Source organism: Escherichia sp. MOD1-EC5990 (assembly GCF_002965285.1).
GTDB lineage: Bacteria > Pseudomonadota > Gammaproteobacteria > Enterobacterales > Enterobacteriaceae > Escherichia > Escherichia coli_F.
This window is the reverse complement of record NZ_PTRV01000001.1, coordinates 115,164-132,567: the sequence shown is the minus strand read 5'-3', so window position 1 is coordinate 132,567 and position 17,404 is coordinate 115,164. Positions and strand designations below refer to the sequence as shown.

Below are 17,404 nucleotides of genomic sequence, written 5' to 3'. Positions count from 1 at the left end.
TTATAGCATCCTCCGGCAACCTGCTTAACCAATCGTCATTAAACTGGCGTTACCGCCAGCGGCAGCGGTATTCACGCTCAGCGAACGCTCGATATACAACCGTTCCAGCAGGATATTGCTTTCGCCACGGGCAAAACCCTGCACCGAAACAATTGCGCCATCCCGCGCGGCAACCGCTTCACACAATGCACGAAGCTGATCCGAATCCCCGTGGAAGATCACCGCATTAAACGGTTGAGCGGTAATATTTTCCACTTTCGCCAGTTGAATACGTTCGCTGACTGCCGATGGCAATGCCTTCACTAACTGACGATGCAGAGCGTCATCCGGCCACAGCACCTGGCTGCCCACCGCCAGCACGGCGGCGAGCTGAGTCAGCGCATCCTGTTCATCATCCGCAATACACAACACGCGCTCACGCGGCAGCAGCGTCCAGGTGTTGCGTTCACCCGTCGGCCCTGGCAGCAATCGTTGTGTTCCTGCCTGCGCCAGCTCGCTATATTGCGTACATAACGCCTGCAATTCTGGACGGTTTGCCGACCATTCACGCAGTGCATTTAGCGGCTGGATCAATGCGGATTTCAATTGTGCATCGACCGGATACTCTGCATCCTGACGCGCCAGTGTCACCGCCAGCGCACTTTCCGGGCGATTCGCCAGCAGACGGTAGAGATAGAGCGGGCCGCCTGCTTTCGGCCCGGTGCCGGACAACCCTTCGCCGCCGAATGGTTGCACCCCAACCACTGCGCCCACCATATTACGGTTAACATACAGATTACCGACATGGGCCGAGCCAGTGACCTGGGCAATGGTTTCATCAATGCGCGTATGGACGCCAAGCGTCAGACCATAACCGGAAGCGTTAATCTGTTCGATCAGTTCCGGCAACTGGTTACGGTTGTAACGCACCACATGCAGCACCGGACCAAATACCTCTTTTTGCAATTCGGCAAAATCATCCAGTTCGATCAGCGTCGGGGCGACAAAGGTGCCACTTTGCCACTCACGGGCATCTTCACTGTTTTCCCGCACCGCCTGGAACACCGGACGGCCTTTACTACGCATAGTCTGAATATGGCGCTCGATATTGGCTTTCGCTTCGCCATCAATCACCGGACCGATATCGGTGGTCAGGCGACCCGGATTACCCATCCGGCATTCGGCCATTGCGCCGCGCAGCATTTTCAACGTGTGGTCGGCAATCTCATCTTGCAGGCACAGCACGCGCAGTGCCGAACAACGCTGACCCGCACTGTCGAAGGCCGAGGCCAGCACATCTATTACGACTTGTTCGGTCAGTGCTGAAGAATCGACAATCATCGCGTTCATGCCGCCGGTTTCCGCAATGAGTGGAATTGGGCGACCCTGAGCGTCCAGGCGGCTGGCGATATTGCGTTGCAGTAACGTAGCGACTTCGGTTGATCCGGTAAACATCACCCCGCGCACGCGATCATCACCCGTCAGTTGCGCGCCTACGGTTTCACCCTGACCGGGCAACAACTGCACCACGCCTGGCGGTACACCCGCTTCCAGCAAAATGGCAATCCCTTGTGCGGCAATCAGCGGCGTTTGTTCTGCCGGTTTTGCCAGTACGCTGTTACCTGCCGCCAGTGCGGCAGCGATTTGCCCGGTGAAAATCGCCAGCGGGAAATTCCACGGGCTGATACACACCACAGGCCCTAATGGACGGTGGGTTTCGTTAGCGAAATCATCCCGCACCTGTCCCGCGTAGTAGTGGAGAAAATCGACGGCTTCACGCACTTCGGCAATGGCGTTACTGAAGGTTTTTCCGGCCTCACGTACCAGAATACCAATCAGTTGCTGCATCTGACTTTCCATCAGTACGGCAGCGCGATGCAAAATCGCCGCGCGTTCGGCCGGAGGCGTGGCAAACCAGATTGGCGCGTTATTAACTGCACTTTCCAGCGCCTGTTCTACTTCACGTGGCGTGGCTTCACGCACATAGCCCACAATATCTTTCGGTTCCGCCGGGTTGATAACGGGTGACATTTCACCAGCCGCGACCGGTTGTTCCAGCATTGGCAAGGCCTGCCATTTTTGCAGTGCACTGTTGAGCAGGGCTGAGGAGAGCGAGGCCAGTCGGTGTTCATTGGCGAGATCCAGCCCTGCCGAGTTGTCGCGCCCGTGACCGTAAAGATCGCGCGGCAGGGGAATTTTCGGATGGGGTAATCCAGTTTGCCCTTCCTGTTGCGCCAGTTTTTCTACTGCAGTGACTGGATCGGCAACCAGTTCATCCAGTGGCAAAGAGGTATCAGCAATACGGTTAACAAACGAGGTGTTAGCACCGTTTTCCAGCAGGCGACGCACCAGATATGCCAGCAGTGTTTCATGGGTACCGACCGGAGCATAAATACGACACGGACGGTTAAGTTTGCCGTCGGCAACTTTCCCGGTGACCTGCTCATACAGTGGCTCGCCCATACCATGCAGGCACTGGAACTCGTACTGACCCGGATAGTAGTTTTGACCTGCCAGTTGATAAATCGCCGCCAGCGTGTGGGCGTTGTGCGTTGCAAACTGCGGGTAAATGAGATTTGGCACCGCCAGCAGCTTTTTCGCACAAGCGAGATAAGAAACATCGGTATACACCTTGCGGGTATAAACCGGATAACCTTCAAGGCCGTCCATTTGCGCACGTTTGATTTCACTATCCCAGTACGCGCCTTTCACCAGGCGAATCATCAGACGACGACGGCTGCGGGTGGCGAGATCAATCAGGTAATCGATCACCAGCGGGCAGCGTTTTTGATAAGCCTGAATAACAAAACCGATGCCGTTCCAGCCTGCCAGTTCAGGCTCGAAACAAAGCTTTTCCAACAGATCGAGGGAGATCTCCAGACGATCGGCCTCTTCGGCATCAATGTTAATACCAATATCGTACTGACGCGCCAGCAAGGTTAATGATTTCAGACGCGGGTAAAGCTCTTCCATTAACCGATCGTACTGGGCGCGGCTGTAGCGCGGATGCAGCGCCGACAGCTTGATTGAAATGCCTGGACCTTCATAGATGCCACGACCATTGGAGGCTTTACCAATAGCGTGAATCGCCTGCTGATAGGAAACCATATATGCCTGCGCGTCCGCTGCGGTCAGTGCGGCTTCGCCCAGCATATCGTAGGAGTAACGGAAACCTTTCTCTTCCAGCTTGCGGGCATTGGCTAACGCTTCCGCGATGGTTTCACCAGTGACGAACTGCTCGCCCATCAGACGCATCGCCATATCCACACCTTTGCGGATTAGCGGTTCGCCACTCTTACCGATAATGCGATTCAGCGAACGGGAGAGGCTGGCTTCGTTATGGGTAGAAACCAGTTTGCCGGTAAAGAGAAGCCCCCAGGTGGCGGCATTAACAAACAGCGACGGGCTACGACCAATATGTGACTGCCAGTTACCGTTGCTGATTTTGTCGCGTATTAACGCATCACGGGTGGCTTTGTCGGGAATACGCAATAGTGCTTCCGCCAGACACATCAGCGCCACGCCTTCCTGCGATGACAGCGAAAACTCCTGCAATAATCCCTGAACCATGCCTGCGCGACCACTGGCATTTTTTTGATTACGCAGTTTATCGGCCAGTTGATACGCCAGTTTATGCGCCTGTTCAGCAACCGGCTGCGGCAGGCGAGCTTGTTCCAGCAGCATAGAAACCGCTTCGGTTTCCGGGCGGCGATAGGCGGCGGTGATAGCCGCACGGGAAACCGACTGTGGCAAAATTTGCTCGGCAAAGTCGAGGAATGGCTGGTGTGGTTCCTCTGCCGGATTCGGTACTTCATCGCTCTCATTGGCCGCGCCAGAAAGCAGCGCAGGTAGCTCCGGCAGAGTATCGCTGTTTTCCAGTTGTTCAAGATAAGAAAAAATCGCCTGCTTAATTAACCAGTGCGGTGTGCGATCGATACGTGTCGCGGCAGACTTAATGCGTTCACGCGTCGCGTCGTCCAGCTTAACCCCCATGGTGGTGGTTCCCATGCCATTACTCCTGTTGTTCTGAAAGGTGCAACTTAACGTTATCGTGAAATATCCATGATGTTGCAACTTTGTGCAACTATGTTAAATGTGACCTGCGTAGCAAGCTTAAAAATGAATGAAATGTTAATAAAAGAAATCGATATGACAGGGATTAAAAAAATAACTCAGACTTTTTCTCTGCGGCAGTTAACATTTTTGAAAGGTGCAACCACAAAAAATGTGAGGGAGTGCAACCTGATGAAAAATAGTATCGCTGAGCACTAAAATTTAATGTAAATGGTGTGTTAAATCGATTGTGAATAACCAGCGCTTCCGGCAGGATACGGTCGCCCTGGTAAAACATAAACTCTGCTACCCCGTTCCGGTGGCAGATATAACGGCAAGTTTCGACATTGCCGATAATAATTTTTTGGAGACTTTAGATGGCTATTAGCACACCGATGTTGGTGACATTCTGTGTCTATATTTTTGGCATGATATTGATTGGGTTCATCGCCTGGCGATCAACCAAAAACTTCGACGACTATATTCTTGGCGGTCGCAGCCTTGGGCCATTCGTGACGGCATTATCGGCAGGTGCGTCGGATATGAGCGGCTGGCTGTTAATGGGATTACCGGGTGCAGTCTTTCTTTCCGGGATTTCCGAAAGCTGGATCGCCATTGGCCTGACATTAGGCGCGTGGATTAACTGGAAGCTGGTGGCCGGGCGCTTGCGTGTGCATACCGAATACAATAATAACGCCTTAACATTGCCGGATTATTTTACCGGGCGTTTTGAAGATAAAAGCCGTATTTTGCGCATTATCTCCGCGCTGGTAATTTTGCTGTTCTTCACCATTTATTGTGCTTCGGGCATTGTGGCTGGCGCGCGTCTGTTTGAAAGCACCTTCGGCATGAGCTACGAAACGGCTCTGTGGGCGGGAGCTGCGGCGACGATCCTTTACACCTTTATTGGCGGCTTCCTTGCGGTGAGCTGGACTGACACTGTACAGGCCAGCCTGATGATTTTTGCCCTGATCCTGACGCCGGTTATCGTGATCATTAGCGTCGGTGGGTTTGGCGACTCGCTGGAAGTGATCAAACAAAAGAGCATTGAAAACGTGGATATGCTCAAAGGGTTGAATTTTGTCGCCATTATCTCGCTGATGGGCTGGGGGCTGGGTTACTTCGGTCAGCCGCATATTCTGGCGCGTTTTATGGCGGCGGATTCTCACTATAGCATTGTCCATGCGCGTCGTATCAGCATGACCTGGATGATCCTCTGTCTGGCAGGCGCGGTGGCGGTCGGTTTCTTCGGCATTGCATACTTTAACAATAATCCAGCGGTTGCCGGTGCGGTAAACCAGAACTCTGAGCGCGTGTTTATCGAACTGGCACAAATATTGTTTAACCCGTGGATTGCCGGGATTCTGTTGTCGGCGATTCTGGCGGCGGTGATGTCGACGTTAAGTTGCCAGCTGCTGGTGTGCTCCAGTGCGATTACCGAAGATCTGTACAAAGCATTTCTACGTAAACATGCCAGCCAGAAAGAACTGGTGTGGGTAGGGCGTGTGATGGTGTTGGTGGTGGCGCTGGTGGCAATTGCGCTGGCGGCGAATCCTGAAAACCGTGTGCTGGGCTTAGTAAGCTACGCGTGGGCAGGCTTCGGTGCGGCGTTTGGTCCGGTGGTGCTGTTCTCGGTGATGTGGTCACGCATGACGCGCAATGGTGCGCTGGCGGGGATGATCATCGGTGCACTGACGGTTATCGTCTGGAAACAGTTCGGCTGGCTGGGTCTGTACGAAATTATTCCGGGCTTTATCTTCGGTAGCATTGGGATTGTGGTGTTTAGTTTACTGGGTAAAGCACCGTCAGCGGCGATGCAAAAACGCTTTGCTGACGCTGATGCGCACTATCATTCAGCGCCGCCGTCACGGTTGCAGGAAGGGTAAGGGAAGGCGTTTTACCGAAAATTCCACGCCATAATCAGAAGCAGGCAGAGGGCAATCAGTGATTGCCCTCTGCATTTTCTCTCAAATAAAATTTACATTTCCTCATCATTATCACTACATTCCGCTTGTGTTTTTCTTCACCGTAATGATAATCGCTATCACTGCGATTTACTTTTCTTTGCATAGATTGACTCAGAAAAACGTTTAAGGGTGGGTGGCATGTTTGTTCCGTTTCTCATTATGTTGCGCGAAGGACTTGAAGCCGCGCTGATTGTCAGCCTGATTGCCAGCTATCTTAAGCGTACCCAGCGAGGTCGATGGATTGGTGTCATGTGGATTGGCGTGTTGCTAGCCGCTGCGTTGTGCCTGGGGCTGGGTATATTCATTAATGAAACTACCGGCGAATTTCCGCAAAAAGAGCAGGAATTGTTCGAAGGTATCGTGGCGGTGATTGCCGTGGTGATCCTCACCTGGATGGTTTTCTGGATGCGTAAAGTGTCGCGCAACGTCAAAGTGCAACTGGAACAGGCAGTCGATAGCGCATTGCAGCGTGGGAATCATCATGGCTGGGCGCTGGTGATGATGGTCTTTTTTGCCGTTGCAAGGGAAGGACTGGAGTCGGTCTTTTTCCTGCTGGCGGCGTTTCAACAAGATGTCGGTATCTGGCCTCCGCTGGGTGCAATGCTCGGTCTTGCTACAGCCGTGGTGCTCGGCTTCCTGCTCTACTGGGGCGGTATTCGCCTCAATCTTGGCGCGTTTTTTAAATGGACCAGCCTGTTTATTCTCTTCGTCGCCGCAGGGCTGGCGGCAGGTGCTATTCGCGCGTTTCATGAAGCCGGGCTGTGGAACCACTTTCAGGAAATCGCCTTCGATATGAGCGCGGTGCTCTCAACTCACTCGCTGTTCGGTACGCTGATGGAAGGTATCTTTGGTTATCAGGAAGCGCCGAGCGTCAGCGAAGTCGCCGTCTGGTTTATTTATCTCATCCCGGCGCTGGTGGCATTTGCTCTGCCGCCGCGCGCAGGGGCGACAGCGTCTCGCTCCGCGTAACGAAAATGACGCAAACTCTTGCTTAGTTACAACATACTTTAAAGGGATAGTCTCGTCATGACCATTAACTTCCGCCGTAACGCATTGCAGTTGAGCGTGGCTGCGCTGTTCTCTTCTGCTTTTATGGCTAACGCCGCTGATATTCCGCAGGTCAAAGTCACTGTGACAGATAAGCAGTGCGAACCGATGACCATTACGGTTAACGCCGGGAAAACACAGTTCATTATTCAGAACCATAGCCAGAAGGCGCTGGAGTGGGAGATCCTCAAAGGCGTGATGGTGGTGGAAGAGCGGGAAAATATCGCCCCTGGTTTTAGCCAGAAAATGACGGCGAATTTACAGCCTGGCGAATACGATATGACCTGCGGTCTGCTGACTAACCCGAAAGGGAAGTTGATCGTCAAAGGTGAAGCAACGGCGGATGCGGCGCAAAGTGATGCGCTGTTAAGTCTTGGTGGTGCAATTACTGCATATAAAGCGTATGTCATGGCGGAAACCACGCAACTGGTGACCGACACCAAAGCCTTTACCGACGCTATTAAAGCAGGCGATATCGAAAAAGCGAAAGCACTGTATGCGCCGACGCGCCAGCACTATGAGCGCATCGAACCGATTGCTGAACTTTTCTCCGATCTGGATGGCAGCATTGACGCCCGTGAAGATGATTACGAGCAAAAAGCCGCCGATCCGAAATTCACCGGTTTCCACCGTCTGGAAAAAGCATTGTTTGGCGACAATACCACCAAAGGAATGGATCAGTATGCTGACCAGCTTTATACCGATGTGGTCGATTTGCAAAAACGCATCAGTGAACTGGCTTTCCCACCTTCAAAAGTGGTCGGCGGCGCAGCCGGACTGATTGAGGAAGTGGCAGCCAGCAAAATCAGCGGTGAAGAAGATCGCTACAGCCACACCGATCTGTGGGACTTCCAGGCTAACGTTGAAGGCTCGCAGAAAATTGTCGATCTGCTGCGTCCACAACTACAAAAAGCCAACCCGGAACTGCTGGCAAAAGTCGATGCTAACTTCAAAAAGGTCGATACCATTCTGGCGAAATACCGTACCAAAGACGGTTTTGAAACCTACGACAAATTGACCGATGCCGATCGTAATGCGCTGAAAGGGCCGATTACTGCGCTAGCGGAAGATCTGGCGCAACTTCGCGGTGTGCTGGGACTGGATTAAGCGTTATGCAGTATGAAGATGAAAACGGCGTGAATAAACCGTCACGCCGACGTTTACTGAAAGGGATTGGCGCGCTGGCACTGGCGGGAAGTTGCCCGGTAGCGCATGCGCAAAAACCACTAAGTGCGCCGGGGACGCTTTCACCGGATGCGCGCAGTGAAGCGCAGCCGTTTTATGGCGAACATCAGGCGGGTATTCTGACGCCGCAGCAGGCGGCAATGATGCTGGTGGCGTTTGATGTGCTTGCCAGCGATAAAGCTGATCTTGAGCGATTGTTTCGCTTGTTGACTCAGCGTTTTGCTTTTCTGACTCAGGGCGGAGCGGCACCAGAAACGCCAAATCCACGCCTGCCACCACGCGATTCCGGCATTCTTGGCGGCTACATTGCGCCCGATAATCTCACCATCACGTTGTCAGTTGGTCACTCGTTGTTTGATGAACGGTTTGGTCTTGCGCCACAGATGCCGAAAAAGTTGCAGAAGATGACGCGTTTCCCCAACGACTCGCTGGATGCGGCGTTATGTCATGGTGATGTGTTGCTACAAATTTGCGCCAACACCCAGGACACGGTGATCCATGCGCTGCGCGATATCATCAAACACACGCCGGATTTGCTCAGCGTGCGTTGGAAGCGGGAAGGGTTTATTTCCGACCACGCGGCGCGTAGTAAAGGTAAAGAGACGCCGATAAATTTGCTGGGTTTCAAAGACGGCACTGCCAATCCCGATAGCCAGAATGATAAGTTGATGCAACAAGTGGTGTGGGTGACGGCAGATCAGCAGGAGCCTGCCTGGGCTATCGGCGGCAGCTACCAGGCGGTGCGGTTGATTCAGTTTCGGGTGGAGTTTTGGGACAGAACGCCGCTGAAAGAACAGCAGACGATATTTGGGCGTGATAAACAAACCGGCGCGCCGCTGGGAATGCAGCATGAGCATGATGTTCCCGATTACGCCAGTGATCCGGAAGGGAAGGTGATCGCGCTGGACAGCCATATCCGGCTGGCGAATCCCCGCACGACGGAGAGCGAGTCTAGTTTGATGCTGCGTCGTGGCTACAGTTATTCGTTGGGTGTTACCAACTCCGGGCAACTGGATATGGGGTTGCTGTTTGTCTGCTACCAACACGATCTGGAAAAGGGCTTCCTGACAGTACAAAAAAGGTTGAATGGCGAGGCGCTGGAGGAATACGTTAAACCCATCGGTGGCGGCTATTTCTTTGCGCTGCCGGGTGTGAAGGACACGAACGATTATCTTGGAAGCGCATTATTGCGGGTTTAATGTTTTTAGGCGTATAAGGCGTTTACGCCGCACCAGGCGCTCGTGCGCTGATGCCTGATGCGACGCTTACACGTCTTATCATGCCTACAATCGGTGCGGGTTCGGTAGGCTGGATAAGGCTTTCACGCCGCATCCGGCGTTCGTGCGTTGATGCCTGATGCGACGCTTGCGCGTCTTATCATGCCTACAATCGGTGCGGGTTCGGTAGGCAGGATAAGGCGTTCACGCCGCATCCGGCGTTCGTGCGTTGATGCCTGATGCGAATCCTGCTGAAAGCACACAGCTTTTTTCATCACTGTCATCACTCTGTCATCTTTCCAGTAGAAACTAATGTCACTGAAATGGTGTTTTATAGTTAAATATAAGTGAATATATTGTTGCAATGAATGCGAGATCTGTTGTAATTATTAAGTAGCAGCGGAAGTTCCCGGCAGTGATAGTCAGTCACTATGGAGATCGCGGATGGTAACGTCCTGTACTGGACAATGTTTTGTTAAGCAACGCTCCACCACTCGCGGAGATTTCTCCTCCGGTAGTCATCTCGTCACTTTGCATTTTCAAATTCTTCCTTACTTTTCATGTGTTACCGACGCCGCAAACGGTGTGCGTAGCCGTTTTTCGGCATTTTATCCAACAGCAAACTATGGCTTACAAGGAAGCCAACCCTCTGATGTTCGTGCGCATAATCGCGCTGCCAACGGCGCGTGTGATGAATACAAACAACTCAAGGTGCTCTCCATGGGAAGACAAAAAGCAGTGATCAAAGCTCGTCGCGAGGCAAAACGTGTGCTGAGACGGGATTCGCGCAGCCATAAGCAGCGTGAAGAAGAATCGGTCACCTCGCTTGTGCAGATGAGCGGCGTAGAAGCCATTGGTATGGCCCGCGACAGTCGCGATACCTCGCCCATCCTCGCGCGAAATGAAGCGCAATTGCACTATCTGAAGGCTATTGAGAGTAAGCAGCTGATATTCGCCACCGGCGAAGCCGGGTGCGGAAAAACCTGGATCAGTGCCGCAAAAGCGGCAGAGGCCCTGATACATAAGGATGTCGACAGGATTATTGTCACCCGTCCAGTTCTGCAAGCCGATGAAGATCTAGGTTTCTTACCTGGTGATATCGCAGAAAAGTTTGCTCCCTATTTTCGCCCGGTCTACGACGTGCTGGTCCGTCGCTTAGGGGCTTCCTTTATGCAGTACTGCCTGCGACCGGAAATAGGGAAGGTGGAAATTGCGCCGTTCGCCTATATGCGTGGACGTACCTTTGAAAATGCAGTCGTCATTCTTGACGAGGCGCAGAATGTGACTGCCGCGCAAATGAAAATGTTTTTAACCCGCCTCGGGGAGAACGTGACGGTTATCGTCAACGGTGATATCACGCAATGCGATTTGCCTCGCGGCGTGCGCTCCGGATTAAGTGACGCGCTGGAACGTTTCGAAGAGGATGAAATGGTCGGGATCGTCCGATTCGGTAAAGAGGATTGCGTACGTTCGGCACTTTGCCAACGTACGCTACATGCATACAGTTAAGTGTATTATCGGTGCAGAGCCCGGGCGAACCGGGCTTTGTTTTGGGTGTTTATGCCCGGACTAGCGCTTTTTCTGAAACAACCATTTTTATTTGCCCTTGGCTGGTGAAGTGTACGCTCATCCTGTGGCTTTTTTGTAGTTGCTGATAGAGCTCATCAGGTATTGCTAAGCTCTCTGCATATTCTTGCGGCGTATATTGGTAGGCTGCATGATGCTGCTGTTTTTGAAAACGCAGCTTATTGTACAGCGCCCAGACAATTAACACGACGGCATTCGCCACTGCCAGCAAAAAATAGAACTGAAGTCGGCTTCTGGCCTCACTTTGCCAGTAATAACCCGTCAGCAGATCCATGGTGAATAAGAATATGAACAAAGCAAATAATGTCCATAAGATGGTTGTGGCAACATAATCAACCATTAAACGTACTGGCGATTGTCGGGTCGTAATAATTAAATTGTTCATATTAACCTCTCAGAATCCCTCGATCGGGACTTACCCAACGGGCGCGTTGCTTTTTAGGCATCAACATGACTCGTGTAAATGATACCAATGTCGTTGCCAGGCTCAGCATCCAGAAAATAACCGGGAACCAAATAATCCAGAAAAGCGATGAAGTCAGATTATGCTCATAGCGATTCTCGATCATCAGGCTGACAATAAATTGCAGTAAACATAACGTACACAATAATATTCCGGCAGTATGTGTCGCAGCGATATGTGTCAATTCAATATTTAACGGTACACCTGCAAGTTGGACTGCGTAAATAATGAAACCGACCAGGCAGGTAAAGGCCCATATTGTCGTCAGACAGTATTCAAAAAACAGTGGCCACATTCGAAAGTTTTCTTTGCGCCATAGCCTTGTCATATTTTTGAGGAATACTTCTGCACCGCCCTGAGCCCAGCGCAGGCGCTGTTTCCACAGCCCTTTTAACGTTTCAGGCATTAATATCCAGCACAGCGCCCGTGGCTCGTAAAAAATCGTCCACTGATTCAACTGCAGCTTCCAGCTAATATCAATATCTTCGGTGATCATATCGTCACTCCAGTAACCCACTTCTGCCAGGGCGCTGCGACGAAATGCGGCAATAACACCAGAAACGGTAAATACGTTTCCATAGATACGCTGGGTTCGCTTGATCAAACCAATAATTGAGGAATACTCGCCAACCTGAATTTTACCCACCAGGGTAGAACGTGTTCGAATACGAGGATTACCGGTTACGGCACCCACACGCGGGTTGTACAACATCGGTTCCACAATATATGCCGCCGCATCGCGGTCTAATAACGCATCGCCATCAATGCACACCAGATATTCACTTTTCGCCGCGGCAGCTCCGGTTTTAAGCGCAATGGCTTTCCCCTGGTTTTGCGCCAGATGAATGACCCGCAGGTGGGGAATTTGTGCAGCCATGCGATCCAGGATGGCACGGGTTTTGTCTGTTGAACCGTCATTTACGGCAATAACTTCAATGTTCTCATAACGCTGTGCTAAAGCGGCGTGTATGGTTTCCTCAACGTTTTTCTCCTCATTAAAACAGGGAATGATAATGGAGATAGACGGATTATCTTTCAACTGGGGAGCTGGTGCGTTTTCTCCCCACGGCCAGTGGCGTTCACGATAGACCCAGAAATAGACGCCGCCAACAATCCACATAATGGACATAAAAAACGGCCAGAAGAAAACGAACCTCATCATCAGTTCACCAGAGTGAAAGTACGCTACGCATAGGGGTATGCATAACACCAGACATAATATAAAAAACGATACGATGCGATTAATCATTTTTCGGATACCAGGCTGTTGAAAACTCAGGACGAATAACGTCTATTTCAGGTTGGTTATGCAGAAAATTGTCGGGATAATAACCATAGTTTTTCATTCCATTCAGTTGTAATAGGCTCATCCAGTGAGCGAGTTGTTGCGAAGAAATAGCCTGATGCTGACCATTTTTCTGCCAGTTTTGTGCCTGTAATTCTAAAATAGATTTGTCTTTAGCCTGAGGGATGTTTTTAATTTGATTGGTCAATTGTATTAACCATTGGTCAGCCGATTTTTCTGCGACACCTTCCATATAAGGCATAGCCATAATAGCGGTCCAGTCATAGCTTTTTAGGAAATCAGCATAATTCTGTGCAAACCAGGCTTCACTTTCAGGTTGTATTACCGGAAGTGCAAAAATATTTCGTGCAGTTTTAACATGTGGACCGCGAATGGCTTTTACGCGCGCACTAAGTTCTAAAGTGAAGTCAGTTAACGCACGACTTTTAAAGCGGGTCCACTGTTTAAATTGCTCCGGGTTTTGTCGAATTTCGCTCAGACTCCCGCTAAAGCCTGCTTGCTGATAAGCCGTGATAGCCGGTGCACTGGCATCTTCATAATCTGAAAGCAAAGCATCATCGTGGAACAATATGCCATCAAAAGCAGCATGTCCGGCAAGATCTTCATATAACATGCCAACTTGTGCTCTGACCCTGTCATCAAAAGGAGATAGACGGCGATATTGTTCAGGATGAATTTGTGCTTTTTTCTCCCCTGTTGGTAAATATTTTACTCGCGTTAATGTGGGATCTAAATCCCAGCTTAATACCGGCATCCACGCATAGATGTTTACACCTGAGCGGGTACGTAATTGCCAGGCAACCCGACTAAAAATATCTGCTTTCATTGGTAGCAAACGATTTGGAAACCAGACCTCTTTGACCAGCCCATCACCATCGGGATCAGCAAATGCCTGCAAATACACGGTTGATATTTGCATATCTTTCACCCGCTGAATTAGCACATCAATATTGCGATCCATTTGCTGGCGGTTTTCGTCATAAACGTAATCAAGATCGATATGCATTACCCGTTGTGATGATTTTTCCTGTACGGTAATAATTTGCTGGGCAAACTCTTTTAATGAGGGATTATTGGCGATTAATACTCGCGGAATGGAATCCAATTGTGACGCATTTGCCAAACCTGATTCAAGGGTGAAGAACATGTCATAACCGAGTTTTTTTAATTCCTCTATCGCTATGCCATTCGCTTCACCATAAGGCCAAACAAAAACGTGTGGATTTACCTTAGCCTTTGTACGCAGGTATTCCGTCATTTTTACAGCATCCAGACGAATTCTTTCCCGGTATTCTGCTGCGGTTTCATACCGTGCGTGGTCAGTAAAATATGCACGATTTACATATACAGGCAATAAGCTGCCGGTGGCATTAGCCTGAATACCGTAGTGAGAATTCCATGTATGAGAAGCGACCTCAACGAGCCGGGAACGCGCAACTTCTCGCACTTGTTGCCACGTGGCAAAATATTCTCGATCGACCATCTCATCGCCAAATTTTACTTGTTCATCCGCTGGCGTATCGACCCAACTGCCGACGGGGGCCCATACAGCAGGCCACTGGAAGGCCTGAAGAATTGGGAAGACGCGGGTATAAAAACTCTGGTAGCCGTCATCAAAAGTCAGCACTACTGCTTTTTCCGGTAGCGGTTTTCCTCCTCGATGTGCTTCACGAATTTGAGCAATACTGACCGGTTGATAACCGTTCTCGCGCAGCCAGGCAAATTGTTCACGCAGTGCTGATGTCCGCACTGACATAAAACGCTGGTCGGCAGCTTCGTCTTCAACGTTATGCCATGAAATCGCCACAAAACCATTATGCGGCCACGGTTGCTCGGCGAGTAAAGATTCGCGATCCTGTGGCGGTATAAATGATGTTCTTGACTGGCTAATGCACGCAGTGAGCATAATTATACTCACCAGCATCAGGAGATATTTATTTCCATTACGTAACATATTTATCCTTAAAATCTGAATGTCATATCGAATTCAACGTATAAGTTGTGTTCTCTGTCACCGTCATAAGGACGTTTTTCCCAGCGTAGCGTTGCGCCAGCATCAATCACGTCATTCCAGCTAATGCGTTGCCCGTAGCCGAGTTGGGTGACGACATCCGTGCCATAATGTTTTTGCCAGGAGGCACCAACACCTGCGCTGAAGATTTGCTCCCAGCTATTTTCATAGCTTCGCCATAACAAATGACTTGCCTCAAATGCCGGAACAATATCGAACATTTTTATAGGGTTGTAGTATGGGGTGTCGTGTTCTGTATTTTGTTCGTAATACAGATTGGGGAGGATATCGACAATCAAATATGGTGAAGACCAGATGCGTTCCTGACCCTCAAGTGAGACTTCATGACGCTGATTACTGTCAGAAAAATCAGTGAAAGCCCAAGAGACACCGTACTTACGCCGCTCATTTTGATACCAGCGAACATAAGCCTGTGCACTGTTGCCTGTAACACCATTTTTCATTGCCCGTAATGGAACGCGGTGAGAGAGGCGTTCCAGTTGCGAACCAATACGCCAGTTATCATTAAAATCATACCAGCCAGACAGGCGCGCGCCGGGTTTATGCTCATGATTGAAAAAGCGTTCGGTGTACTCCGCCTCAAGCCAGATATTACGTGACCGCCACTCAACACCCGCAAGCCAGTCGCGAATAATCCCTTTTCCTTCGCTAAATTGTCCATCGGCATAACCGAATCCAGCAAAACCGCGCCAGTTATCATTCAGCGGTGGTGAATAAACGATGGTGGTTAAGTCGACATCATGTTTGCCACTATCCGGACCTTCGGCATCAATTCCTGTTGAACCAGCGATACGAAGCTCTGCAAGATTATGTACATCAACCGCACGTTTTAAACGTACAACGCCGGGATCTTGCGGTTCACGTTCGACAATATCGTGCGTTAAGACCGCTGTCTGCTGCCATTCTTGTAACGTTAATGCTGTCCAGGCTTGTTCAACCTCCAGATTAATATTACGTGGCTCGATCACTTCTGCTTTTTTTAATTCATTTTCTGCCGCACGAGGCCAACCGCGGGCTTGTAACACACTCGCGTAATCAATGCGCAGTCCCTGATTTCCTGGTGCGTTATAAGCAAGCTCTCTGGCTGTCATTTCAGCCTGAGGAAGATCATTACTATATTTTGCTACGGTTGAGAGAAACGAATGCCCCTGTAACCAGGTATCATTCGGGATGCTCGTAGGCGTGCCCATTAACCGAAGGAAAGGCGGCGAAGTATTAATGGTATGTTGGGTGACAGTTAGCGCGCCGGGATAATTTTCACTCTCCAGGTGGCTGTAAAAGAGATCCGCAAGTTCTTCATCGGATAAATCCGGGGCAATGGTCTCCTTGTGATAAAAGAGCTCTGTCATTATTGACTGTGCTTTTTTTGGCTGATGTTCTTTGAGATAAGCCGACGCAACCCAATATTGCGCCCAGGGCGGAATAATTTGCCCCGTCTTTTTTAAACGCTGATAGTGAGAAATAACGTCTTTATAACGATCGCGAGTTAATAACGCGCCAAGATGATCAACCTGAATACGCTGGTACTGGGCAGTGCGGTCAGGGTTATCATGCCACAGAATTTCTAATGCAGCGTATTGGGCGAGGGCGCGATCGGCAATGGCATAACGTTCACTTTCACTGCGCGTAGGCATAAACGACAGTCTGACCAGTTCGGCATGAATATCAGCGCAAATATCTGGCGTTAAATTGGCATCGTCAATCGCGGCAGCAAGTTGATTATTCCGTAATGCCTGCACGTATTCTGTGGGATATTGTTGCGTTAAGGCATTTTCAGGTAATGACCCTGTCATCGCCCGTAATTCATCCTCATGCCGCCCCGCCAGTTTATAGATATAGGCTTCTGCGAGTAAATTAGCTTTGTCCGGTGCTCCAGAGTTAAGCTGCTTAAGTTTAACCAGCGCAGAATCATAGTGACCCGCATCTGCCAGGGTTAAAATTTGTCCCCGTTGATAATCCTTATTTTGCGACTCCAGAGAGAGTGCCTTTTGCCACAGTGTAAGCGAGTTTTGCCATTGTTGCAGGTTACGATAAGCGACGGCGACAGCTGCATAACCACGCGCTGGTAATTGCTGATGACGGTAGCGGTTGTAAACGGTAATAACCTGTTTATCTTGCCCGGCCCATAAGGCAATCTGTAACCAGTCAGCAATTTGGTTATTACTGAGTGCTGATTTTTGTGCAAACCATAACAAAGCTGGCTGAGTATTTCCCTTGCGAGCTTCGATAATCAATGCATCATAGGCATTATTAACAGCACTCTTCGCCGCGGGACTCGCTGCTAAAAATGCGGCAGTAAGAATTTTCAAAGCCCATTTGGTTTTCGGGCACCTTTTTCTGCTACTTGAATACATCCTGTATTACTCCATGTATTGCCAAAATCTCTCTCTGTATCTAATTACAGGTAACTGAAACGAAAGATATTTTTTTGCACATCATAATCCGTTATTAAACGCGGAAGAGAGACGTGAATTGTTGATGATGAGAAGAAGAAATGATGAGTAGAGTATCCATATAAAATCCTTTTCTCGCCCGAAAATCCATTCCAATGATGAGGAACTTCAGGAA

General features: G+C 50.1%; 11 protein-coding genes. 6 read left to right on the top strand and 5 right to left on the bottom strand.

All coding sequences use genetic code 11. The features are described from left to right. Positions 1–24 precede the first annotated feature (24 nt). Positions 25–3,987 carry a trifunctional transcriptional regulator/proline dehydrogenase/L-glutamate gamma-semialdehyde dehydrogenase gene (putA, locus tag BEB42_RS00725; protein ID WP_001353300.1) on the bottom strand — a complete coding sequence of 1,321 codons (3,963 nt, stop codon included), beginning with the start codon at positions 3,985–3,987 and terminating at the stop codon, positions 25–27. A 54-nt stretch (positions 3,988–4,041) separates the two neighbouring features. On the opposite strand from putA, the gene BEB42_RS00720 reads away from it, so the two are divergent. From BEB42_RS00720 to phoH, 6 genes are all read left to right on the top strand, one after another. Further along, complete coding sequence (locus tag BEB42_RS00720; protein ID WP_000979518.1) at positions 4,042–4,251, top strand: hypothetical protein; 210 nt, start codon at positions 4,042–4,044, stop codon at positions 4,249–4,251. Between the two features lie 158 nt (positions 4,252–4,409). Next, positions 4,410–5,918: a sodium/proline symporter PutP gene (putP, locus tag BEB42_RS00710; protein WP_001018507.1), complete on the top strand. Its 1,509-nt coding sequence runs from the start codon at positions 4,410–4,412 to the stop codon at positions 5,916–5,918. Positions 5,919–6,137: 219 nt separating this feature from the next. Next, positions 6,138–6,968, top strand: a complete 831-nt coding sequence (efeU, locus tag BEB42_RS00705) for an iron uptake transporter permease EfeU (RefSeq protein WP_000497942.1) — start codon at positions 6,138–6,140, stop codon at positions 6,966–6,968. A 57-nt stretch (positions 6,969–7,025) separates the two neighbouring features. Continuing rightward, on the top strand, positions 7,026–8,153 hold the full coding sequence (efeO, locus tag BEB42_RS00700; protein ID WP_000154382.1) for an iron uptake system protein EfeO: 1,128 nt from the start codon (positions 7,026–7,028) through the stop codon (positions 8,151–8,153). A 5-nt stretch (positions 8,154–8,158) separates the two neighbouring features. Beyond that, positions 8,159–9,430 (top strand): iron uptake transporter deferrochelatase/peroxidase subunit, encoded by a 1,272-nt coding sequence (gene efeB / locus BEB42_RS00695; RefSeq protein WP_001199160.1) that lies wholly within the window; start codon positions 8,159–8,161, stop codon positions 9,428–9,430. 738 nt (positions 9,431–10,168) lie between these two features. Beyond that, positions 10,169–10,957 carry a phosphate starvation-inducible protein PhoH gene (phoH, locus tag BEB42_RS00690; RefSeq protein ID WP_000533536.1) on the top strand — a complete coding sequence of 263 codons (789 nt, stop codon included), beginning with the start codon at positions 10,169–10,171 and terminating at the stop codon, positions 10,955–10,957. 49 nt (positions 10,958–11,006) lie between these two features. On the opposite strand, the gene pgaD is transcribed toward phoH, so the two are convergent. The 4 genes from pgaD to pgaA are packed head-to-tail and all read right to left on the bottom strand — an operon-like array spanning position 11,007 to position 17,190. After that, positions 11,007–11,420 carry a poly-beta-1,6-N-acetyl-D-glucosamine biosynthesis protein PgaD gene (pgaD, locus tag BEB42_RS00685; RefSeq protein WP_001061101.1) on the bottom strand — a complete coding sequence of 138 codons (414 nt, stop codon included), beginning with the start codon at positions 11,418–11,420 and terminating at the stop codon, positions 11,007–11,009. A gap of 1 nt (position 11,421) precedes the next feature. Continuing rightward, a complete protein-coding gene (gene pgaC, locus BEB42_RS00680; protein ID WP_000610451.1) occupies positions 11,422–12,747 on the bottom strand; it encodes a poly-beta-1,6-N-acetyl-D-glucosamine synthase in 1,326 nt (441 codons plus the stop codon). Next, on the bottom strand, positions 12,740–14,758 hold the full coding sequence (gene pgaB / locus BEB42_RS00675; protein ID WP_000945551.1) for a poly-beta-1,6-N-acetyl-D-glucosamine N-deacetylase PgaB: 2,019 nt from the start codon (positions 14,756–14,758) through the stop codon (positions 12,740–12,742). The genes pgaC and pgaB overlap by 8 nt, the downstream gene beginning before the upstream one ends. 8 nt (positions 14,759–14,766) lie before the next feature. Further along, complete coding sequence (pgaA, locus tag BEB42_RS00670) at positions 14,767–17,190, bottom strand: poly-beta-1,6 N-acetyl-D-glucosamine export porin PgaA (protein WP_074501018.1); 2,424 nt, start codon at positions 17,188–17,190, stop codon at positions 14,767–14,769. Positions 17,191–17,404: the final 214 nt, after the last annotated feature.